The organism is Sphingomonas sp. M6A6_1c, assembly GCF_053345135.1.
Genome location: NZ_JBKEZO010000007.1, coordinates 202,079 through 223,941 on the forward strand (window position 1 = coordinate 202,079; position 21,863 = coordinate 223,941).

17 protein-coding genes are annotated in these 21,863 nt (G+C 70.0%); 15 read left to right on the top strand and 2 right to left on the bottom strand.

The window, feature by feature from the left end; all coding sequences use genetic code 11:
- The first annotated feature begins 9 nt into the window (after positions 1-9).
- On the top strand, positions 10-882 hold the full coding sequence (mmsB, locus tag ACLBWH_RS16270; protein ID WP_447799878.1) for a 3-hydroxyisobutyrate dehydrogenase: 873 nt from the start codon (positions 10-12) through the stop codon (positions 880-882).
- Positions 883-1,046: 164 nt separating this feature from the next.
- Here mmsB and ACLBWH_RS16275 read toward each other — a convergent pair whose 3' ends face one another.
- Positions 1,047-2,111 (bottom strand): glycosyltransferase family 2 protein, encoded by a 1,065-nt coding sequence (locus ACLBWH_RS16275; RefSeq protein ID WP_447799880.1) that lies wholly within the window; start codon positions 2,109-2,111, stop codon positions 1,047-1,049.
- On the bottom strand, positions 2,108-4,594 hold the full coding sequence (locus tag ACLBWH_RS16280; RefSeq protein ID WP_447799882.1) for a DegT/DnrJ/EryC1/StrS family aminotransferase: 2,487 nt from the start codon (positions 4,592-4,594) through the stop codon (positions 2,108-2,110). Before ACLBWH_RS16280 ends, ACLBWH_RS16275 begins: the two co-directional genes overlap by 4 nt.
- A 256-nt stretch (positions 4,595-4,850) precedes the next feature.
- On the opposite strand from ACLBWH_RS16280, the gene ACLBWH_RS16285 reads away from it, so the two are divergent.
- The 14 genes from ACLBWH_RS16285 to ACLBWH_RS16350 all read left to right on the top strand — a co-directional run bounded on the left by ACLBWH_RS16285 (position 4,851) and on the right by ACLBWH_RS16350 (position 21,758).
- Positions 4,851-5,324: a MarR family winged helix-turn-helix transcriptional regulator gene (locus tag ACLBWH_RS16285; RefSeq protein WP_322848536.1), complete on the top strand. Its 474-nt coding sequence runs from the start codon at positions 4,851-4,853 to the stop codon at positions 5,322-5,324.
- Complete coding sequence (locus ACLBWH_RS16290; RefSeq protein WP_447799884.1) at positions 5,321-6,727, top strand: efflux transporter outer membrane subunit; 1,407 nt, start codon at positions 5,321-5,323, stop codon at positions 6,725-6,727. The genes ACLBWH_RS16285 and ACLBWH_RS16290 overlap by 4 nt, the downstream gene beginning before the upstream one ends.
- Positions 6,724-7,890: an efflux RND transporter periplasmic adaptor subunit gene (locus ACLBWH_RS16295; protein WP_322848534.1), complete on the top strand. Its 1,167-nt coding sequence runs from the start codon at positions 6,724-6,726 to the stop codon at positions 7,888-7,890. The genes ACLBWH_RS16290 and ACLBWH_RS16295 overlap by 4 nt, the downstream gene beginning before the upstream one ends.
- 74 nt (positions 7,891-7,964) lie before the next feature.
- Positions 7,965-9,512 (top strand): DHA2 family efflux MFS transporter permease subunit, encoded by a 1,548-nt coding sequence (locus tag ACLBWH_RS16300; protein ID WP_447799885.1) that lies wholly within the window; start codon positions 7,965-7,967, stop codon positions 9,510-9,512.
- A gap of 51 nt (positions 9,513-9,563) precedes the next feature.
- Positions 9,564-10,274 carry a response regulator gene (locus ACLBWH_RS16305; RefSeq protein WP_038663855.1) on the top strand — a complete coding sequence of 237 codons (711 nt, stop codon included), beginning with the start codon at positions 9,564-9,566 and terminating at the stop codon, positions 10,272-10,274.
- A gap of 43 nt (positions 10,275-10,317) precedes the next feature.
- A complete protein-coding gene (locus ACLBWH_RS16310) occupies positions 10,318-11,628 on the top strand; it encodes an ATP-binding protein (protein WP_447799888.1) in 1,311 nt (436 codons plus the stop codon).
- Between the two features lie 144 nt (positions 11,629-11,772).
- On the top strand, positions 11,773-12,468 hold the full coding sequence (locus ACLBWH_RS16315) for a carbonic anhydrase (RefSeq protein ID WP_322848531.1): 696 nt from the start codon (positions 11,773-11,775) through the stop codon (positions 12,466-12,468).
- The gene (locus ACLBWH_RS16320) at positions 12,465-13,982 is read left to right on the top strand and encodes a SulP family inorganic anion transporter (protein WP_322848530.1); all 1,518 of its coding nucleotides are present in this window, start codon (positions 12,465-12,467) and stop codon (positions 13,980-13,982) included. The genes ACLBWH_RS16315 and ACLBWH_RS16320 overlap by 4 nt, the downstream gene beginning before the upstream one ends.
- Before the next feature lie 161 nt (positions 13,983-14,143).
- Positions 14,144-14,989, top strand: coding sequence for a TorF family putative porin (locus ACLBWH_RS16325; protein WP_322848529.1), 846 nt, complete (start codon positions 14,144-14,146; stop codon positions 14,987-14,989).
- A gap of 174 nt (positions 14,990-15,163) precedes the next feature.
- A complete protein-coding gene (locus ACLBWH_RS16330) occupies positions 15,164-16,276 on the top strand; it encodes a glycoside hydrolase family 130 protein (RefSeq protein WP_447799890.1) in 1,113 nt (370 codons plus the stop codon).
- Positions 16,273-17,835 (top strand): alpha-amylase family glycosyl hydrolase, encoded by a 1,563-nt coding sequence (locus ACLBWH_RS16335; RefSeq protein ID WP_447799892.1) that lies wholly within the window; start codon positions 16,273-16,275, stop codon positions 17,833-17,835. The genes ACLBWH_RS16330 and ACLBWH_RS16335 overlap by 4 nt, the downstream gene beginning before the upstream one ends.
- Positions 17,836-17,844: 9 nt before the next feature.
- Complete coding sequence (locus ACLBWH_RS16340; RefSeq protein ID WP_447799893.1) at positions 17,845-18,852, top strand: glycosyltransferase family 4 protein; 1,008 nt, start codon at positions 17,845-17,847, stop codon at positions 18,850-18,852.
- Between the two features lie 90 nt (positions 18,853-18,942).
- Entirely contained in the window at positions 18,943-20,601 is a 1,659-nt protein-coding gene (locus ACLBWH_RS16345; RefSeq protein ID WP_447799894.1) for an MFS transporter, read from the top strand.
- Positions 20,598-21,758 (top strand): HlyD family secretion protein, encoded by a 1,161-nt coding sequence (locus ACLBWH_RS16350; RefSeq protein WP_447799895.1) that lies wholly within the window; start codon positions 20,598-20,600, stop codon positions 21,756-21,758. The genes ACLBWH_RS16345 and ACLBWH_RS16350 overlap by 4 nt, the downstream gene beginning before the upstream one ends.
- Positions 21,759-21,863: the final 105 nt, after the last annotated feature.

Genomic DNA, 21,863 nt, shown 5'->3' on the forward strand with positions numbered 1-21,863 from the left:
GAGAGAGATATGGCACGCGTCGCCTTCATCGGCCTCGGCAACATGGGCGGCGGCATGGCCGCCAACCTCGCGAAGCACGGCCACGACGTCCGCGCCTTCGATCTCAGCGCCGCCGCGCTCGACAAGGCGCGGGGTGCGGGCTGCCTGCCAGTCGCCACCGCCGCCGAGGCGGTCGCCGGTGCCGAGGCGATCGTCACCATGCTCCCCGCCGGCAGCCACGTCGAAAGCATCTATGCCGATGCGGTGTTCGGCCGGGCCGAACCCTCGGCGATCCTGATCGATTGCTCGACGATCGACGTCGCCACCGCGCGGCGCGTCGCCGAGACCGCAGGCGCCAGGGGCCTCGCTGCGGTCGACGCGCCGGTGTCGGGCGGGATCGGCGCGGCGAACGCCGGCACGCTCACCTTCATGGTCGGCGGCGCGCAGGACGCGTTCGAGCGCGCGCGCCCCTTCCTCGCCGACATGGGCAAGGCGGTGATCCACGCCGGCGCGAGCGGCGCCGGACAGGCCGCCAAGATGGCCAACAACATGCTGCTCGGCGCGACGATGATCGCGACGTGCGAGGCGTTCAAGCTCGCCGAACGGCTGGGGCTCGATGCGCAGACCTTCTACGACATCTCGTCGGTCAGCTCGGGCCAGAGCTGGTCGATGACGAGCTATTGCCCGGTCCCCGGAGTCGGCCCGGAGACGCCCGCGGATCACGATTATCAGGGCGGTTTCGCCGCCGCGCTGATGCTCAAGGACCTGCGCCTCGCGATGCAGGCGGCCGAAGGCGCCGGCGCGACGACGCCGTTGGGCGCGCATGCGACGCAGGTGTATGAGGCGTTCGTCGCGGCAGGCAACGGCGGGACGGATTTCTCGGGGATCATCCGCACGCTGTGATGCGCGAAGGGGCGGCGGCCCCCCGCCCCTATCGTCATCCCGGCGAAAGCCGGGACCCATGGACACGCGCGGCGGATGGCAGCGCGCACGACCGGCCACACCGCGACCGTGGGTCCCGGCCTGCGCCGAGATGACGAAAGAGGGGGTGCCCCTGCCCTCAACCCTCAACCGTACCCCGCCCGCCGCCGCACCGCGCCCACCGCGGCGGACCACAGCAACGTCTCGACCCCCGCATAGCCCAGCCCGAGGTGCGCCGGCCGCGCCGCCAGCACGTCGCGCAGCCGCACCGAGCCCGAGCGCAACCCCGCGCGCCCGATCCGCGCCCAGCGCCGCGCCGTTTCCCAGCGGATCAGCTTGCGACTCTCCGCATCGGGTCGCTCCTGCGCGAGGAACGCCGCCTGCAACGTCGCGATTCCCGCCCCGAGCCGCTGTAGCGTCGCGCGGTCGGGCACCGGCACGCCGCCCATATTGTGCAGCACCAGCAGCCGCGCCATCGTCGCCGCCTCCTCGACGCCGAGCACCCCGGCATGCCGCTCCGCCAGCACCCGCATCGCCGAATCGCGCATCGTATCGGTGAACCGTTTCGAGGCACCGCCGGCATGCTGGCGATAGCGGAGCAGCGGCACGTCGATCCGCGCGATCCGCCCGAATGCGCCGACGCGGTGATAGAGGTCGAAATCCTCGGCATAGAGGATCTCGGGCCGGGTGAACGGATCGAGCGTCCGCGCCACCTCGGCACGCACCATCACCGTCGACCAGACCAGCGGATTCTCGATCCAGCTCAGCCAGGCGATCAGCTCGGGCGTGGTGTGCGGCGCATAATGCATCGCCGAGACCTTGCCGTCGCGCAACTGCTCCGCCTGCGTGCCGACCAGCACCACGTCGGGATGCGCGTCGAGATAGGCGACCTGCCGCGCCAGCCGCTCGGGCAGGCAGAGGTCGTCCTGGTCGAGCCCGGCGATGAACCGCCCGCGTGCCGCGGCGACGCCGCGGTTGCGCGTCCGCACCGGCCCGCCGTTGACGTCGTTCTCGATCAACCGCACGCGCGGATCGCGCCAGCCGCGCACCAGCTCGCGCGTGCCGTCGCTCGACCGGTCGTCGACGACGATCGCCTCCCAGTCCGCCAGCGTCTGCGCGGCGAGCGACTCGAGCGTCTCGCCGATGAACGCCTCGCCGTTATAGCCGGGGATGACGACCGAGACGATCGGCGCGCGCGAGCCGCCGGTCATGCCGCCGCCTGTGCCTCCCGGTCGAGCAACTGGTCGACGATCATCTGGCCGACGTCGTTCTGCCACAGCCACAGGCCGTTGGCCTGACCGCGGAAGCTCGCCTCGCCGCCCAGCCGGCCCCACGGCACGAACCCCGCCGACAGGCCGATGCCATAGGCGCCGGGCACCGGCCGGTCCTGCGCGTCGAGGATGCGGCAATGGCGATCGACCATCGGCCGGCCGGCATGATGCGCCAGCGCCAGCGGCGCGCCGTCGACACCGAGCAGCGGCACCGCGCGCGGCCGATAGCCGAGCGCGCCGATCACCAGATCTGCCTCCGCGATGATCGTCCGCGCCGCCGCATCGTCGTCGCCGGCGATGCGGTGCGAGGCAACGCGCGGATCGGGCGTGCGCCCGCCGAGCGACAGCATGCGCAGCACCAGTTCGCGCGATTCGAGCCGCAGCCCGGCGAGCCGCAGCACGAAGCCGCTGACCGGGCAGATGTCGTCGTCGTCGAAATCGTGGAAGCCGTCGGCATGCGCCGCGGCGATCGTGGGATAGAAGGGCTTGAGCGGCTGGCGATGCAGCAGCGTCACCGCCCCCGCGCCGAAGGCGAAGCCCGGCTGGCTCTTGAGCAGCAGCACCGCCGCGGCGATCGCGCTGGTCGAGGCGCCGATGATCGCGACCCGCGGCGACGGGATGTCGCGCAGCCGTTCGTGCACCTGCTCGACCCCGCCGAGCCGCAGCACCGTGTCGGAACGGATCAGCCGTTCGCCCGCCAGCTCGCCGAGCGCGACGCCGGCGACGCGCTTGGCCGCGACCTGTTCGTCGGTCTGCACCCCGCCGGTCGCGACCACGACGTTGCGCGACACCAATGCGCGCGTGACGCCCGCGCCGTCGCTGACCGTCGTCTGCCAGCGGCCATCGGAAGTGCGCTGCACGCGCTGCGCCGCATGACCGGTCAGCACCGCGCCGCCGTGCCGCACGACGATGTCGCGCAGCCGGTCCGCGGTCGCCGAGAGCAGCGGCGCGGTATCGACCAGCGGCGCGCCGAGTTCGGCGACGTAGCGGCCCATCAACTGCCCCGCGGGGTGATGCTCCAGTTCGGCGAGTTCGGGATGCGGATTGTTCTTCACCGCCGACAGGAAGGTCTCGGCGGTGGTGTCCGAACGGATCGCATAGGAGCCGAGCTCGCCCGCGCCCATCCGCGCGCGCTGCTCGACGATCGCGAACCCCGCCTCGACCAGCGGCGCCAATTTGCCCTGTTTGCTCGCCGAAGTCAGCATCGCGGTGCCGGCGGGGCCGCCGCCGATCACCACCGTCGTCAGATCCTGCATCGCCGTCTCCCCGTTGCCCGCGGTCAGCCGTGCGACCGCGCGTGCCAGCCGCGCGGCGATCACCGGCGCGTCGGCGGGGGTCATCGCATCGGTGATCGGCAGGCTCAGCATGCGGCCGCCGATCGCGTCGGCGACCGGCGTCGGCTCGATCAGCGCGGTGTCGCGGAACAGCGGCTGCTCGCCGAGATGCGGGCTGAAATATTGACCGACGCCGACGCCGTCCGCGGCGAGCGCCGCGACGATCGCGTCGCGCTGCGCCGCCAGTTCGGGCGGCAGCAGCACCGGCATGAACTGCGTCGCCTGCCGCTGCCCCGACGGCCGCTGCATCGCGAAGCCGGGCAGCGCGACACGATAGGCGGCGTCGATTGCGGCGCGATGGTCGCATACCGCATCGATCTCGGCGAGCTTGGCGCGGGCCATCAGCGCGATCACCTCGGGCAATTTGGCGTTGATGCCGGGCAGCGTCGCGCTGCGCCCCCGTTCGAAGCCGAAATTGATCATGCCGCGTAACTGGTCGATCTTGGCGACGTTGCCGCTGTGGATCAGCCCGCCCTCCGCGACCGAGAAGGTCTTGGTGGCATGCATCGAATAGACGAGCGTGAACGGCGCCCCGCTGCCGAACCCGCGCCCGTCGGCATCGCGCGTGCCCAGCGACGCCGCCGCATCGATCACCACGCCAACCCGATAGCGTTCGGCGAGCCAGGCGTAGCGGTCGAGGTCGATCGCGGTGCCGAACGTCGCATAGGGCACGATGACGCCGATCCGCGCGCCGTACCGCGCGAGCAATGCCTCCTCCTGCCGCGGATCGGCGGTCCAGCCGTCGGGTTCGATGTCGCAGATCAGCGGCGTCAGCCCCGCCCACAATGCCGCCTGCGCGGTCGCCGCAAAGGTCAGCGCGGGCATCAGCGCCAGCGTCCCCGGGCGCAGCGGCATCCCGGCGGCGAGATTGCCCGCCGCCTGCCGCAAGGCGACGATCAGCCCCAGCGTCGCATTGCCGACCGCGAGGCAGGCGCCGGCGCCGCCGAACAACCGCTCGGTCGCCTCCGCCTCGAACGCGCGCACTTCCGGCCCGTTGTTGCTGAACACGCCCGACGCCTCGATCCGGCGCAATCCGTCGCCAAGCTCGCTCAGCCGCGGCGGTCGTGGCGCGATCAACGGATATTCCATGAAATGTCGTCCTGACAGTCGAACCGCGGAAGTAGGCCATCCCCCCTAAGAACCGGTTAGCATCCGGAAAACCGCCGCTGTACCCCGGCGAAGGCCGGGGCCCAGTGGGGAAGGCCGTTGTACGTCATTCCAAACCGTCACCCAACTGGCCCCCGCCTCCGCCGGGGTACGGCGTCGTATCAGCCGAAACGCCCCGCAGGGAAACACTTCGCAACATTCTATTGACTGCTTAGGCAACCATTGCCATGGCAACGACATGGCCTATTATTCCGAATCGAACTTCAATCCGGAAAACTCGATCGGCTATCTCCTGCGCCGCTCGGAGCAGCTCGGCTCGGCGGTGCTCGAACCGATCTTCGTCGCCGCCGGTATCACCAAGACGCAGTGGAGCGCGCTCGCCGCCCTGCACTTCAACCGCGCGTCGACCTGCGCCGAGATCGCGCGCGACCTCTGTCACGACAAGGGTGCGACCACCCGGCTGGTCGACACGCTGGAGGAGCGCGGCTGGGTGATGCGCGACCGCGACGGGGGCGAGGATCGCCGCGTCGTCCGGCTCACCCTGACGCCCGCCGGCGAAGGCATCGCCGGCACCGTCCGCGATGCCGTGATCCGCGTCTGGAATCATTGGTTAAGCGATTGGAATGAAAAGGATATTACGGATTTGATCCGCCTCCTCCAACGGCTCCGCGACACCGTCCAACAGGCCCCCGACGAAGGCGTCTTTGCGTGAAGATAGCGAATATATCCCCCGCCGCGCTGCTGCTCCTCGGCGGCTGCGCCATTCCCGCCAGCCCACCCGCGGTCGCGCCCGTCGCGCCCGCGTCGCTCGGCCTCACCGGCGCTGCGGCCCCGGTCGTTGCCGACGATTGGTGGACCGGCTTCGGCGACCCGCAGCTCGACCGGATCGTCGCCGACGCGACCGGCGGCAACCCGACGCTCGCCGCCGCGCTCGCCCGCATCGCCCAGGCGCAGGCGGTCCTGTCGAGCCGCCGCGCCGACACCGGCCCCGACGTGACGCTCGACGCCAACGAGCAGCTCCAGCGCCTGTCCGGCCGCTACATCATCCCGCCGCCCTACGGCGGCTCGGTCCGCTTCGTCGGACAGACCCAGGCCAACCTCACCTGGAACCTCGACCTGTTCGGCCGGCAGAAGGCCGCGATCGAGGGCGCCCGCGCCTCCGCCCGCGCCGCCGCGCTCGACCTCGCCGCCGCGCGCCTCGCGATCGCCGGCTCGGTCGCGCAGACCTATATCGACCTCGCCCGCGCCGAGGCGGAGGCGACGATCGCGCGGCGCACCATCGCGACCCGCCAGGACTCGCTGCGGCTCGTCAACATCCGCATCCGCAACCGCCTCGCCAGCAACCTGCAGGCGACCGCCGCGCAGACGCTGCTGGCACAGGCGCAGACCGCTTTGGTCCGCGCCGACGGCGCGCGCGCGCTGGCGACCAATGCGCTCGCCGCGCTCGCCGGTCGCGGCCCCGATTACGCCGCGGCGATCCGCCCGGCGACGCTGCGTCTCGACGCCGTCCTGCCGCTGCCCGCGCAGGTCCCCGCCGACCTCCTCGCCCGCCGCCCGGACATCGCCGCGGCGCAGGCGCGGATCGAGGCCGCCGCCGCCGGTCGCCAGGTCGCGCGCCGCGCCTTCTATCCCAACGTCAACCTCACCGCGCTCGCCGGCTTCCAGGCGATCGGGCTCGGCAATCTGGTCAGCCTCGACGCCGGCACCGCCGGCGCGGGTCCCGCGATCCACCTGCCGCTGTTCGACAACGGCCGCCTGAAGGCCGACCTCGCCGGCGCCACCGCGGCGCTCGACCTCGCCACGGCCGATTACAACGATCGCGTCATCGGCGCGGTCCGCGACGCGGCGGACGCGATCGCGCTCGTCGCCAATCTCGGCGAACAGCGCGCCCGCACCGCCGAGGTCGTCCGCGGCTTCGGCGAGACCAACCGCCTCAATGCGATCCGCGTGTCGAGCGGGCTCGATAGCAAGCTCGACCTCGTCGACAACGACGTGCGCCTGCTCGATGCCGAGCTGACGCAAGCCAATCTCGCCGCCGATGCGGCCCGCCAGCGCGTCGCGCTGGTGCTGGCGCTCGGCGGCGGCTTCTCCGCCGCCCAGGAACCCCGCCGATGACCGACACGCAAGCCCCCACGCCCCAACCCGCGAGCGCAGGCGGCAAGCCGCGCGCGCGCCGTCGCGGCTTCCTGATCCTCGCCGTCCTCGTCGTCATCGCGCTGATCGTCTGGGCGGTGTTCCACTTCCTGCTCGCCAAGCCCGAACAGGAGACCGACGACGCCTATGTCGCCGGCGACGTCGTCGCGATCACCGCGCGCGATCCCGGCCAGATCACCGCGATCTATGCCGACAATACCCAGACGGTGAAGGCCGGCGCGCCGCTGCTCGACCTCGACCCCGCCACCGCCGACGTCGCGCTCGCCTCGGCCGAGGCGGAGCTGGCCCGTGCGGTCCGTTCGACCCGCGCCGACATCAGCAAGGTCAGCGAGAGCGGCGCCGCGGTCGTCCAGGCGCAGGCGCAGCTGTCCGCCGCCACCGCCGATTACGCCCGTCGCCAGGGTGCCGCGGCACAGGGCGCGATCTCGGGCGAGGAGCTCGCGCATGCCGCCGACGCGGTGAAGGTCGCGCGCGCCAACCTCAACCTCGCCCAGAGCCAGCAGGCGCAATCGCGCTCGACCGTACAGGGCACCAACACCAGCACCAACCCGGCGGTGCTCGCCGCGGTCGCCGCCTATCGCCGCGCCGCCATCACCCGCAGCCACATGCACATCGTCGCCCCGATCGACGGCGTCGTCGCGCAGCGCACCGTGCAGATCGGCCAGCAGGTCGCCGCCGGTACGCCGCTGATGGCGGTGGTGCCGCTGGCCAAGGTATGGGTCGACGCCAATTTCCGCGAGACGCAGCTCAAGGACCTGCGCATCGGCCAGCCTGCCACGGTCACCGCCGACATGTATGGCGACGACATCGTCTTCCACGGCCATGTCATCGGCGTCGGCGCCGGCTCGGGCAACGCCTTCGCATTGCTGCCGCCGCAGAACGCCAGCGGCAACTGGATCAAGATCGTCCAGCGCGTGCCGGTGCGCATCGGCCTCGATCCGCGCGAGCTGACCCGCAATCCGCTGCGCGTCGGCCTGTCGGTCAACACGACGGTGGATACCGCCAACCGTCAGGGCGCGCTGCTCGGCAAGCCCGCGGCGCAGGCCTATGCCGGCCGCCCCGGCGACGGCAGCGATCCCGCGGTCGAGGCGCATATCCGCCAGATCATCGCCGCCAATCGTTGACGCCCGCGTCGTCCTCACCCCTAGCCGCCTGCGGCGAAGGGTGAGGACGAACCGATATCCCGGAAGATACGCTGATGGCCGCCCCCACCCAAGCCCAAGGCCCCGCCCCGCTCGTCGGCGGGCAACGCGCGCTGATCGCCTTCGCGCTCGCGCTCGGCACGTTCATGATGGTGCTCGACAGCACGATCGCCAACGTGTCGCTGCCGACGATCGCGGGCAATCTCGGCGTCTCGTCCGACAATTCGACTTGGGTGATCACCGCCTTTGCGGTCGCCAACGGCGTCGCGGTGCCGCTGACCGGCTGGCTGATGGGCCGGTTCGGCGTCGTGCGCACCTTCTGCACCGCGGTGGCGGCGTTCACCGTCGCCTCCTTCCTGTGCGGCATCGCCTGGGACCTGCCCTCGCTGATCGCTTTCCGCATCCTGCAGGGCGCCTGCGCCGGGCCGATGATGCCGGGCAGCCAGGCGTTGCTGATCTCGATCTTCCCGGCGGACAAGCGTTCGACCGCGCTCGGCGTCTGGTCGATGACCACGCTGGTCGGGCCGGTGATGGGGCCGATCCTGGGCGGCTATATCAGCGACAATTACCATTGGAGCTGGATCTTCCTGATCAACATCCCCTTCGGCATCTTCACCACGCTGATCTGCTGGAACGGGCTCAAGAGCCGCGAGACGCCGACGCGCAAGCTGCCGATCGACACCATCGGGCTGATGCTGCTCGTCGTCTGGGTCGGATCGCTGCAGATCATGCTCGATCTCGGCAAGAACGCCGACTGGTTCAACGATCCGGCGATCTGCGTGCTCGCGGTCGTCGCCGCGGTCGGCTTCGTCGCGTGGATCCTGTGGGAGCTGACCGACGCCAATCCCGCGGTCGACCTGTCGCTGTTCGCCAACCGCAATTTCGCGATCGGCACGCTCGCCTTCTGCCTCGGCTATGCGGTGTTCTTCGCCAACACGCTGATCCTGCCGCTCTGGTTGCAGACGCAGCTCGGCTATACCGCGACCTGGGCGGGCCTCATCGCCGCGCCGAGCGGCGTCGTGGCGGTCGTCATCTCGCCGCTCGCCGCGCGGCTGTCGGGCAAGGTCGACGCGCGCATCCTCGCCACCATCTCGTTCCTTGCCTTCGCCGTCTCCTACTGGATGCGCTCCAACCTCGTCACCGGCGCGACGGTGTTCGACTTCATGCTGCCGCTGCTGGTGCAGGGAATCGCGATGAGCATCTTCTTCCTCGCGATGGTCACGATCCTGCTCGACGGCATCGCGCCGCCGCGCATCCCCTCGGCGACGGGCATCTCGAACTTCGCGCGGATCGTCGCCGGCTCGTTCGCCGCCTCGATCATCACCACCGCCTGGGACCGGCGCGAGGCGCTCCACCAGAGCCGCCTCGCCGAGGCGGTCGGCCAGGGCATGCCGTTGCAGATGGCGAGCGAGGCGTTGCAGAAAATGGGCGCCAGCTCGACGCAGGCCGCCGCCGCGGTCACCCGGCAGATGGTGGGCCAAGCCTATCTGCTCGCCTCCACCGACCTGTTCCGCGTCTCGGCGTGGCTGTGCGCGGCGATGGTGGTGATCGTGTGGTTCACGCGCCGGCCCAAGGGGGGCCACGGACCCGTCGCGGCGGACTGATCGGCCGGGCCGCGGTTGACCACCCCGGCCCGCTTGCCTACCTCTCGCGCCATGACCGCCCCCACCATCCTCCTGGTAGAGGACGATCCCGCCCTCCGCACCCTGACCACCAGAGCGTTGCAGGAAAACGGTTATCTCGTCCGCCCCGCCTCCGCCGCACCCGAGATGTGGCTCGCGCTGGAGGCCGGGCCGGTCGACCTCATCCTGCTCGACATCATGCTCCCCGGCACCAGCGGCATCGATCTGTGCCGCGCGCTGCGCCAGAAGAGCGAAGTCCCGATCATCTTCATCAGCGCCAAGGGCAGCGAGACCGACCGCGTCGTCGGGCTCGAACTCGGCGCCGACGATTATATCGCCAAGCCGTTCGGCAGCCGCGAGTTGATCGCGCGCATCCGCGCGGTGCTGCGCCGCGGCCAGCTCGAACGCCGCCCCGGCGAGCGCGAGGAGGGCGTGCTGACCTTCGACGGCTGGCAGGTGACGCTGCCGCGGCGCGAGCTGACCTCGCCGACCGGCGCGGTCGTCGACCTGACCGGTGCGGAGTTCGACCTGCTCGTCAGCCTCGCCGAACATGCCGGCCGCGTCATCGCGCGCGAACGGCTGATCGAGCTGTCGCGCACCCGGCTCGGCGACAGCTCCGACCGCAGCATCGACGTGCTGATCAGCCGCCTGCGCCGCAAATTGTCGAGCGCCGGCAAGGACGCGCCGATCATCACCGTCCGCGGCGTCGGCTATATGCTCAACACCGAGGTGACGCGCCGGTGACGGCGCGCGCGGCGCGGACGGCCCGATCCTTCCGCACCCATCCATGAGACGCTTCGTCCGCCCCTCGATCGGCCTGATCGGCCAGATCGTCGCCATCCTGCTGCTGACGATGGTGATCGAATTCGGCGTCAGCACGATCCTCTACGAACGCGCCAGCCAGTTCGCGGTCCGCGACGACGAGGCGCGCCGGCTCGCCGAACATCTCGTCATCGCGCGCCGCCTCGTCGCCGAACAGCCGCCCGAGCGGCGCGACGCGATGGCGGAGGACCTCACCACCGAACGCTATGCGCTGCATTGGCAGCGCAACCTGCCGCCGCCGCCGCCGATCGCCCCGGCGCTCGACGGCATGCGGCATCAGGTGGTCGAATGGGAGCCGTCGCTCGCCGCCAGCGACCTGCGGCTCAAGCTCACCTCGCCGGGGCGCAGCTCGGTGGTCACCGGCGGGCTGCGGCTGCCCGACGATAGCTGGCTGTATTTCCGCACGCTCGAACCGCTGCACAATCTCGAACTCGCCACCGAGCGCATCCTGCTTGCGCTGATCCCGGCGCTGGCGCTGATGGTGATCGGCGGGCTGCTGATCCGCCGCGCGCTGCGGCCGATGCGCCAGCTCGCGATCGCCGCCGACACGCTCGGCGATGCCGAACACGACCCGATTCCCGAGGCCGGCCCGGGCGAGGTGCGCCGCGTCGTCGCCGCGTTCAACCGGATGGCGGCGCGCATCCAGCGGCTGATCGTCGATCGCACCCAGGCGCTCGCCGCGGTCGGCCACGATCTGCGCACGCCGCTGCACCGGCTGCGGCTGCGCGCCGACGCGGTCGCGGACGAGACGACCCGCGCCGCGATCCAGCGCGATATCGGCGAGATGGAGGCGATGGTGAATTCGCTGCTCGCCTTCCTCGGCGGCGGCAGCGACCCCGAGACGCCGGTGCTGACCGACGTCGCGGTGCTCTGCGCGACGCTGATCGACGATGTCGAGGATCGCGACCTGCCCGGCACCTACGATGGCCCGGCGCATTGCGAGGTCACCGTCCGCCCGGTCGCGCTCAAGCGCGCGCTCGGCAATCTGATCGAGAACGCGCTGCACTATGCCGGCAACGTCGTGGTGCGGCTGGAGAGCGACCGCAAAGGCGTCACGATGATCGTCGAGGACGACGGCGCCGGCATTCCCGAGGATCAGTTGCGCAGCGTCCTCGAACCCTTCGTCCGGCTCGACACCGCGCGGCCGCGCGATACCGTCGGCTTCGGGCTCGGCCTGCCGATCGTCGGCCGCATCGTCGAGGCGGAAGGCGGCGTGCTGACCCTCTCCAACCGGCCAGAGGGCGGACTGCGCGCCGCGATCTTCCTGCCGCGGTGAGCGCACTTGCCTCGTCATCCCGGCGAACCTTTGCAAAAGTGTTCCCCGGCAACACTTTAAAACATCCCCGCCGCGTCCCGGCAAATTCGTTTCGGTAGTGTTCCCGATGGTCCGGCTTCCGCCGCGGCCGGGAGGATCACCCCCGTGAACGAATTGCTCGGACGCGTCGTCAGTTTCGGCAAAACGGTCTTCCACGGCCAGCATGCGCTTTATTCGACGCTGGCGCAGGGGCAGAGTCCGAAAGCGCTGATGATCTCCTGCGCCGATTCGCGGATCGTGCCGGAGCATATCATGCAGGCGCAGCCGGGCGATCTGTTCGTCTGCCGCAATGCCGGCAACATCGTGCCCCCGTTCGCGCTCCAGACCGGCGGCGTCTCCGCCACGGTCGAATATGCCGTCGCGGTGCTCGGCGTGCACGACATCATCGTCTGCGGCCATTCCGATTGCGGCGCGATGAAGGGCCTCGCCGGCGATCCCGCCGCGCTCGCCGCGATCCCCACCGTCGCCAACTGGCTGAAACACGGCGCCGCCGCGCGCCAGATCGTCGACCAGACCTATCCCGACCTCACCGATGCCGAGCGTATCCGCGCGCTCAGCCTGGAGAATGTCGTCGCCCAGCTCGCGCATCTGCGCACCCACCCGTCGGTCGCCGCGGGCATCGCGCAGGGCAAGATCGCGCTGCACGGCTGGTTCGTCGACATCCACGACGGCACGGTGCTGGCGCTCGACGGCGAGACCGGCCGCTTCCGCCCGCTCAACGAAGGCGAGGATTTCCCCGTCGCCCAGCCCGCCGCGCCGCGTCAGGCCTCCGACGTCGAATTCCTGGCGGCCGCGGAATGAGCCGTCTCCGCGCCCTGCTGCCGAGCGGCCCGGTCGTCACGCGCGACCTCACCGCCTCGATCGTCGTCTTCCTCGTCGCGATGCCTTTGTGCATGGGGATCGCGGTCGCGTCCGGCGTCCCGGCCGAAAAGGGCCTGATCACCGGCATCATCGGCGGCATCGTCGTCGGCGCGCTCGCCGGATCGCCGTTGCAGGTCAGCGGCCCCGCCGCCGGCCTCGCCGTCGTCGTCTTCGAACTGGTCCGCGATCAGGGCCTGTCCGCGCTCGGCCCGATCCTCGTCCTCGCCGGGCTGATCCAGGTCGTCGCCGGCATCGCGCGGCTCGGCGGCTGGTTCCGCGCCATCTCGCCCGCGGTCGTCCACGGCATGCTCGCCGGCATCGGCGTGCTGATCGTCGTCGGCCAGTTCCACGTGCTGTTCGACGCCAAGCCGCTGCCGAGCGGCCTCCAGAACCTCGCCGCCGCGCCCGGCCGGCTGTTCGGCCTGTCGCCCAGCAACATCGCCGCGACCGAAATCGCCTTCGGCATCGGCATGCTGACCATCGCAGCGATGCTCGGCTGGGAGAAATTCCGTCCCGCCTCGCTGCGCCTCGTCCCCGGTGCGCTGGTCGGGGTGCTGACCGGCACCATCCTCGCGCTCGCCTTCGATCTCGACGTGGCGCGCGTCAACGTGCCGGCATCGATCGCCGGTGCGGTCAGCTTCCCCGGCATCGGCATGGTCGCCAAATGGGCGGATCCGTCGATCATCGCCGCCGCGCTCGCCATCGCCTTCATCGCCAGCGCCGAGACGCTGCTGTCCGCAGCCGCGGTCGACCGGATGCACGACGGCGCCCGCACCAACTACAACAAGGAATTGCGCGCGCAGGGGATCGGCAATCTGCTCTGCGGCCTCGCCGGCGCGCTGCCGATGACCGGCGTCATCGTCCGCTCGTCGGCGAACGTCCAGGCGGGCGCGACCACGCGCCTGTCGACGATCTTCCACGGCATCTGGATCCTCGGCTTCGTCGCACTGCTCCCCTGGGTGCTGCGCGAAATCCCGATGGCGGCGCTCGGCGCGATCCTCGTCATCACCGGCTGGCGGCTGGTCAGCCTCGCCCATGCCCGCCATCTGCTGTCGCATTACGGGCCGCTGCCCGCGCTGATCTGGCTGGCGACGCTCGTCACCGTGGTGGTTGAGGACCTGCTCACCGGCGTGCTGGTCGGTATCGGCCTTTCGATGCTCGAACTGGTGCCGCATCTCAAGCGGCTCGGCCTCAGGGTCTCGGAGGGGCCGCAGGGCGGCGCGCATGCGATCAACCTGTCGGGTGCGGCGACCTTCGTGTCGCTGCCCAAATTGTCGGACACGCTGGAGCGCGCGCCCGCCGGCACGCCGGTGCGGCTCGACGTCACCGATCTGTCGACCGTCGACCATACTTGCGCCGAACTGATCAAGGACTGGTTCCAGCGCCGCCGCGCGGCGGGCGACGTCGTCGAGCTGCTCGGCGCGCGTGGCAAGACTGCCGCACTCGCCCACTGAACCCGGTCCAGCAATGTTTCGTTACATAAAAGAAGCTTTTTGGCCATAATGCTGCGGTAGCGAATGGGCGTCAGGGAAAGACTGGTGCCCGTCCGCCACCGCGGAGCGAGCGCGCCGGCGGCCCGGACGCAGGAGGGACCCATCCAGTCGAAAGGGGTCCCATGAAATATACTCTGCTCGCGGCCGCGACGCTCGCTGCCGTCACCGCGCTCCCCGCCGCCGCGCAGGAGACCGCACCGCCCAAGCCGGTCACCGTCACCGGCAGCGTCGCGCTCGTGTCCGACTATCGCCTGCGTGGCGTTTCGCAGACCGACAAGGAGATGGCCGTCCAGGGCGGTATCACCGTCGCGCATGAAAGCGGCCTGTACGGCGGCGTCTGGGCGTCGAACCTCGCCGGCTGGGGCACGTTCGGCGGCTCGAACATGGAGCTTGACCTGATCGGCGGCTACAAACATGCGATCGGCGGCGGCGCGATCGACGTCGGCCTGACGTGGTACATGTATCCGGGCGGCGCGTCGAAGACCGACTTCGCCGAACCCTATGCCAAATTGTCGGGCACGATCGGCCCGGTCAACCTGCTCGCCGGCGTCGCCTACGCGCCCAAGCAGCAGGCGCTGGGCAAATATTACAACAGCGGCGCCTCGGCGCAGACCGGCATCTACGACAATCCCGGCAAGAAGAACGACAACCTCTATCTGTGGGGCGATTTCGCCAGCGCGATCCCGACCACGCCGCTGACCGCCAAGGCGCACATTGGCTATTCGAAGGGCAATTCGGGCCTCGGCCCCAACGGCACCTCGGCGGCGCCGACCGGCGAATATTGGGACTGGCTGGTCGGTGCCGACTATGCGGTCAAGGGCACGCCGCTGACGCTCGGCATCGCTTATGTCGATACCGACATCACCAAGCGGCAGGCGGCGTATCTCCAGCCGAACTTCTCCTCGACCAAGAACGGCAGCAGCATCGCGGCGAGCCAGGTCGTGTTCGCGGTAACCGCGGCGTTCTGACGTAAATTCCTCCCCGGCACGGGGAGGTGGCACGCCGAAGGCGTGACGGAGGGGGGCCTCCACATCCCGCACGCCCGCGGAAGCCCCCCTCCACCACCCGGCTATGCCGGGCGGTCCCCCTCCCCGTACCGGGGAGGAATGGAACCACTCCCCCGCCCCGGCGCTAACGCCAGCATGCACGACGCGCTGATCTTCACCCCCGACCATGTCGATCTCACCCGCTCGCCGCTGCGCCGCGGGATCGCCGAGCCGACCTATGTGCTCGGCGCGTTCAACCCCGGTTTCACGCGGCTGCCCAACGGCAATCTGCTGCTGATGGTGCGCATCGCCGAGGCGCTGTCCGAGCCGGTGCGCGACGGCCACGTCCACGCGATCCGCTGGACCCCGGCGGGCTATGTCCTAGACGCCTGGCCGCTCGACCGCGTCGACATGACCGACCCGCGCCAGTTCGAACTCAAGGGCAGCCGCCACCGCATTCTCGCGCTCACCTCGCTGTCCTGGCTGCTCCCGGTCGAACTCGATCCCGCGGGCGAGCGGATCGTCGCCGTCCATTACGACGCAGCGATCGAACCCGCCGCCGGCTATCAATGCTATGGCGTCGAGGATGCCCGCATCACGCGGATCGGCGACATCTGGTACATGACGACCTGCTCGGTCGGCGCCGAGCGACATTGCACCACGCTCCACATATCGCGCGACGGGCTGCACTATCGGCTTGAGGGGATCGTCCTCGATCACCAGAACAAGGACATGATCCTGTTCGAAGGGCTGGTCGGCGACAAATTCATGGCGCTCACCCGCCCGCTCGGCGAGGTCTATTTCGCCTATCCGCCCGACAGCCCCTATGTCGGCGGGCCGTCGATCAATTTCGCGCAGAGCCCCGATGCGCTCCACTGGAAGCCGCTCGACGCCCCTGGGCTGCGCGCTCGCAAGGGATCGCAATCGGCGATGAAGATCGGCGGCGGCACCCAGCCGGTGCTGACCCGGCAGGGCTGGCTGATGATCTATCACGGCGTCGAGGCGCGCGAGAGCGTCGGCATCTATCGCAGCTTCTGGGCGCTGCTCGACCGCGACGATCCCGCGCACATCCTGCGGATCGAGGACGAGACGCCGCTGATCGAGGCCGACCCGGCGCTCACCGCGCCGATCGCGCATCAGATGTACCTGCCGACCCCGGTGGTGTTCTCGACCGGTCTGGTCGATACCGGCGACGACTATCTGGTCGCCAGCGGCGAGGCCGACCTCGCCTGCCGCATGACCCGGCTGCCGAAGGGGATGTTCGCATGACATGGTGGCGCTCGGGGACGATCTACCAGATCTACCCGCGCTCGTTTCAGGACAGCGACGGCGACGGCGTCGGCGACCTCAAAGGGATCGAGGCGCGGCTCGACCATCTCGTCGCGCTCGGCGTCGATGCGGTGTGGATTTCGCCGATCTTCCCCTCGCCGATGCGCGACTTCGGCTATGACGTGGCCGATTATTGCGGCATCGATCCGCGCTTCGGCACGCTCGCCGATTTCGACAGCCTGCTCGCCGCCGCGCATGCGCGCGGGCTCAAGCTGCTGCTCGATTTCGTCCCCAACCACAGCTCGACCGACCATCCGTGGTTTCAGGAGAGCCGGTCGTCGCGCGACAACCCCAAGCGCGACTGGTACATCTGGCGCGATCCCGCCCCCGACGGCGGCCCGCCTAATAACTGGATCAGCGATTTCGGTGGCTCGGCATGGGAATATGACGCCGCCACCGGCCAATATTATTACCACGCCTTTCTGAAGGAACAGGCCGACCTCAACTGGCGCAATCCGGATCTGCGGCGTGCGATGATGGATGCGCTGCGCTTCTGGTTCGACCGCGGCGTCGACGGCTTCCGCATCGACGTGCTCTGGCACATGGTCAAACACGCCGACTTCCCCGATAATCCCGCCAACCCCGACTATCGCTTCGAGATGGGCGAGATGCACGCCGTGCTCCAGCTCCACTCGACCGACCAGCCCGAGGTCCACGCCATCGCCGCCGAGATGCGTGGCATCGCGGATTCCTACCCCGGCGACCGCGTGCTGATCGGCGAGATCTACCTGCCGGTCGAACGGCTGATGCATTATTATGGCCGGGAAACGCCAGAGGTGCATCTCCCCTTCAACTTCCAGTTGATCGACGCGCGATGGGATGCGCGCCACCTCGCCGGGCTGATCGCGGAGTATGAAGCGGCCTTGCCGGCGGGCGGCTGGCCCAATTGGGTGCTCGGCAACCACGATCGCCCGCGCATCGCCACCCGCGTCGGTGCGGCGCAGGCGCGCGTCGCCGCCGTCCTGCTGATGACGCTGCGCGGTACGCCGACGCTCTATTACGGCGACGAACTGGGCCTCGCCGACGTCGCCATCCCCGCGGCCCGCGTGCAGGACCCGCGCGAGCTGCGCGAACCCGGCCTCGGCCTCGGTCGCGATCCGGTGCGCACGCCGATTCCGTGGAACGCCAGCGCCCATGCCGGCTTCTCGACCGCCGAGCCGTGGCTGCCGCTCAACCCCGACTGGCCGACGCGCAACGTCGCGGCGCAGGGCGGCGATCCGCGATCGATGCTGGCGCTGCACCGCGACCTGCTCAACCTGCGCCGCAAGCATGACGCGCTCGCGACCGGTGGCTTCGCGCTGATCGACGCGGAGGGCGACGTGCTCGCCTACGAACGGCGCGACGGCGACGAGCGGATCGTCGTCGCGCTCAACCTCGGCGCGACGCCGCAACCGGTGATCCTGCCCGCCGGCGAGATCCTGCTGACGACGCTGTCCGGCGCCGGCGATCCCGGCGTGCTGCGTCCCGACGAAGCTATCATCGTGCGCGTAACCCGCTAAGTCCGCGTCATGAAGATCGCGATGCTCGCCCCCATATCGTGGCGCACCCCGCCGCGCCATTACGGCCCGTGGGAATTGGTCACCAGCCTGCTCACCGAGGCACTCGTCGCGCGCGGCGTCGACGTCACGCTGTTCGCGACGCAGGACAGCCTCACCGCCGGGACCCTTAGCGCCGTGGTGCCGGCGCCCTATTCCGAAGATCCGAGCGTCGACGCCAAGGTCTGGGAATTCCGCCACCTCGCGCATCTGTTCGCGCGCGCCGGCGAGTTCGACCTGATCCACAACCAGGCGGATTTCCCCGCCCACGCCTTTTCGCATCTGGTGACCACGCCGATGGTCACGACGATCCACGGCTTTTCGTCGGACCGTATCCTGCCGATGTACCAGCCCTATCAGGACCGCGTGCACTATGTCGCGATCAGCGACGCCGATCGCGCGCCGCAGCTGCGCTATGCCGCGACGATCCACCACGGCATCGTCCTCGACGATTTCCCCTTCGATGCGGAGGGGAGCGACGACCTGCTGTTCTTCGGTCGCATGCACCCCGACAAGGGCGCCGCCGAGGCGATCGCGGTCGCGCAGGCGACGGCTCGCGATCTCGCCATGTACGGCATCGTCCAGGATCAGGGCTATTACGAGCGGTCGGTCGTCCCGCATCTCGGCGAGCGTATCCGCCACCCCGGCGCGGTCGGCGGCGACGCCCGCACCGCCGCGCTCGGCAAGGCGGCGGCGCTGCTCCACCTCATCAATTTCGACGAGCCCTTCGGCCTGTCGGTGATCGAGGCGATGGCCTGCGGCACGCCGGTGATCGCGATCCGCCGCGGCTCGATGCCCGAGCTGATCGAGCACGGCGTCACCGGCTTCCTGGTCGACAGCGTCGACGAGGCGATCGCGGCGGTCGCGCGCCTGCCCGAGATCGACCGCGCCGCCTGCCGCGCCGCGGTGGCGGCACGCTTCACCGTCGAGCGGATGGCGGACGCCTATATCGCGCTCTACCGCGACATTCTGGGTGGCTGAGCGACCCGGCGATTGCTTGCCACCGTCCCGCGTGGCGCAGCACATCGCCCCGGTTGAACCGCCCGCCCCGATCGCGCGTATAAGCGGGTCATGATCGCCCGCCTGCGCCGCTTCCTGTCCGAGGAAGACTGGACCTTCGCGCCGCACGAACTGCCCGTGCTCCCCGGCTCGCCGGGCACGGTCGAGCATCGCACGCGCCATCGCATCGCTTATGGCGTCATCTCGGTGCTGCTCGGCCTGACCGGCGGCTTCGGCAACGCGCTGATCTCCGCCAACACCTATACGCTGCAGGGCGCGCTGGGGCTCGACCCGGCGGAGATCGCCTGGCTGCCGACGGTCTATGTGATGACCAACGTCAGCATCAACCTGCTGCTCATCAAGTTCCGCGCGCAATTCGGCCTGCGACCGTTCGCGATGATCTTCCTCGGCGTCTATGCGGCGCTGACCTTCGCGCATCTGTTCGTCCGCGGCTTCGACACCGCGATCCTCGTCCGCGCGGCGAGCGGCATGGCGGGCGCCGCCGTCTCCAGCCTGTGCCTCTATTACATGATGCAGGCGCTGCCCGCGAAATGGCGGCTGAAGGCGGTGGTGATCGGCATCGGCATTCCGCAATGCGCGACGCCGCTTGCGCGGCTCTTTTCGCCCGATCTGCTGGCGATGTCGCAATGGCGCACGCTCTATCTGTTCGAACTCGGGCTGGCGATGCTCAGCCTCGCCGCGGTCGCCTTCCTCCGCCTGCCGCCGACGACGCGGTCGAAGGCGTTCGAGCGGCTCGATTTCGTCACCTTCGTGCTGTTCGCCGGCGCGATGGCGCTGTTCGCCGCGGTGCTCGGCCAGGGGCGCTACGTCTGGTGGACCAACGCGCCGTGGCTCGGCTGGGCGCTGATCGCGGCGATCCTGATGCTGGCGGCGGCGCTCGCGATCGAGCATCACCGCGTCAATCCGCTGCTCAACACGCGCTGGCTGGGCAGCGCCGACATCGTCCGCTTCACGGTCGTCACGATCATGGCGCGCATCGTCCTGTCGGAACAGACCTATGCCTCGGTCGGCCTGCTCACCGTGCTCGGCCAGAACAACGACCAGCTCGTGCCGTTCTTCACCATCATCTTCCTCGCTTCGGTCGCCGGCGTGGTGTTGAGCGCGGTGACGCTCGACGTCGATCGCCCGGCGCATCCGATCATGCTCGCGATCGGCCTCGTCGCGATCGCCGCCTTCGCCGACAGCCACGCGACCAGCCTCACCCGCGCGCCGCAGATGTACGCCAGCCAGGCGCTGATCGCCTTCGCCGCCACCTATTTCCTCGGCCCCGCCCTGCTGTTCGGCATGACCCGCGCGCTGCAACAGGGCTCGGGCCATATCATCAGCTTCATCGCGTTGTTCGGGATGATCAATTCGATCGGCGGCCTCGCCGGCACCGCCTTACTCGGCAGCTATCAACAGATCCGCGAGAAGACGAACAGCGCCGCCTTGGTGCAGGCGATCGACCCCACCGATCCGATCGTCGCGCAACGCCTGCAGGCGGGCGGCGCGGCGGTGTCGCGCGTGGTCGGCGATCCGGCGTTGCGCAGCGCCGAGGGCGGCGCGATCCTGTCGCAGACCGCGACGCGCGAAGCCAACGTCCTGGCGTTCGACGATGTCTTCCGGCTGATCGCGGTGCTCGCCGCGCTCACCTTCTGTTATCTCCTGTTCCTCATGATCCGCCGGGCGCGCCGCGAACGCCGTGCCGCGCTCAACCAGAGTCCCGCATGACCGATAGCCGCAGCCCCGTCGATCCCGCCCCCGCCACCGAGGAGGCGCGGGCCGCCGCCACCGCACCGGCGCCGCCCTCCGCCGCCCCGGTCGGGTCGGGCTGGCGGCCGCAGCCGCCCAGCCGCACCGCGCTGATCGTCATCGTCGCGCTGGCGCTCGGCGGCGTGCTCGCGGTGCTCGCGGCATGGCGGCTGCCGCCCTTCGCCAATGCCAACCAGTCGACCGACAATGCCTATGTCCGCGGCCGCACCACGGTGATCGCGCCGCAGGTGTCGGGCTATGTCACGCAGGTGTTCGTCCGCGACTTCATGGACGTGACGCCGGGACAGCCCTTGGTGCAGATCGACGACCGCATCTATCGCCAGCGCGTCGATCAGGCGCAGGCGCAGGTCGATGCGCAGGCGGCGACGCTCGCCAACGCCCGCCAGACCGAGCGCAGCCGCACCGCCAGCCTCGCCGCGCAGACCGCCGCGGTCGCCAACGCCGAGGCGCAGCTGATGCGCGCGCAGGCCGACATGAACCGCGTCAACGACCTCGTCACCGATGGTTCGGTCTCTTTGCGCGAACGTGACCAGACGCTCGCCGCATTGCGCCAGGCGCAGGCGGCGGTGCAGCAGGCGCGCGCCGCGCGCGAGATCGCGCGACAGGACATCCGCACCGTCCAGGTCGGCCGCGGCGGCCAGCAGGCCGGCGTCTCGGGCGCGGAGGCGGCATTGCGCCTCGCCCAGATCGACCTCGCCAACACCGTCATCCGCGCGCCCGAGCGTGGCCGGCTGAGCGAGGTCGGCGTGCGCGTCGGCCAATATGTCACCGCCGGATCGCAGCTCATGTTCCTGGTGCCGCCCGAAACCTGGGTGATCGCCAATTTCAAGGAAGCGCAGACCGCGCGGATGACGGTCGGCCAGCCCGCGAGCTTCACCGTCGACGGCCTCGCCAACGCGCGGCTGACCGGTCATATCGAACGCATCTCGCCCGCAGCGGGATCGGAATTCGCGGTGCTCAAGGCCGACAATGCGACGGGCAATTTCACCAAGGTCCCGCAACGCATCGCGGTGCGCATCCGCATCGACCCCGGCCAGCAACTCGCCGCGCGGCTCCGCCCCGGCATGTCGGTACAGGCACGCGTCGACACCACCACCGGCCCGGTGGTGAAGTGATGGGCTACCGAAAATTCCTCCCTCGCTTTAGCGGGGGAGGGGGACCGCGGCCGCAGGCCGTGGTGGAGGGGGCGTCTCCGCAGACGACGCAGTTCGCCGTATCCT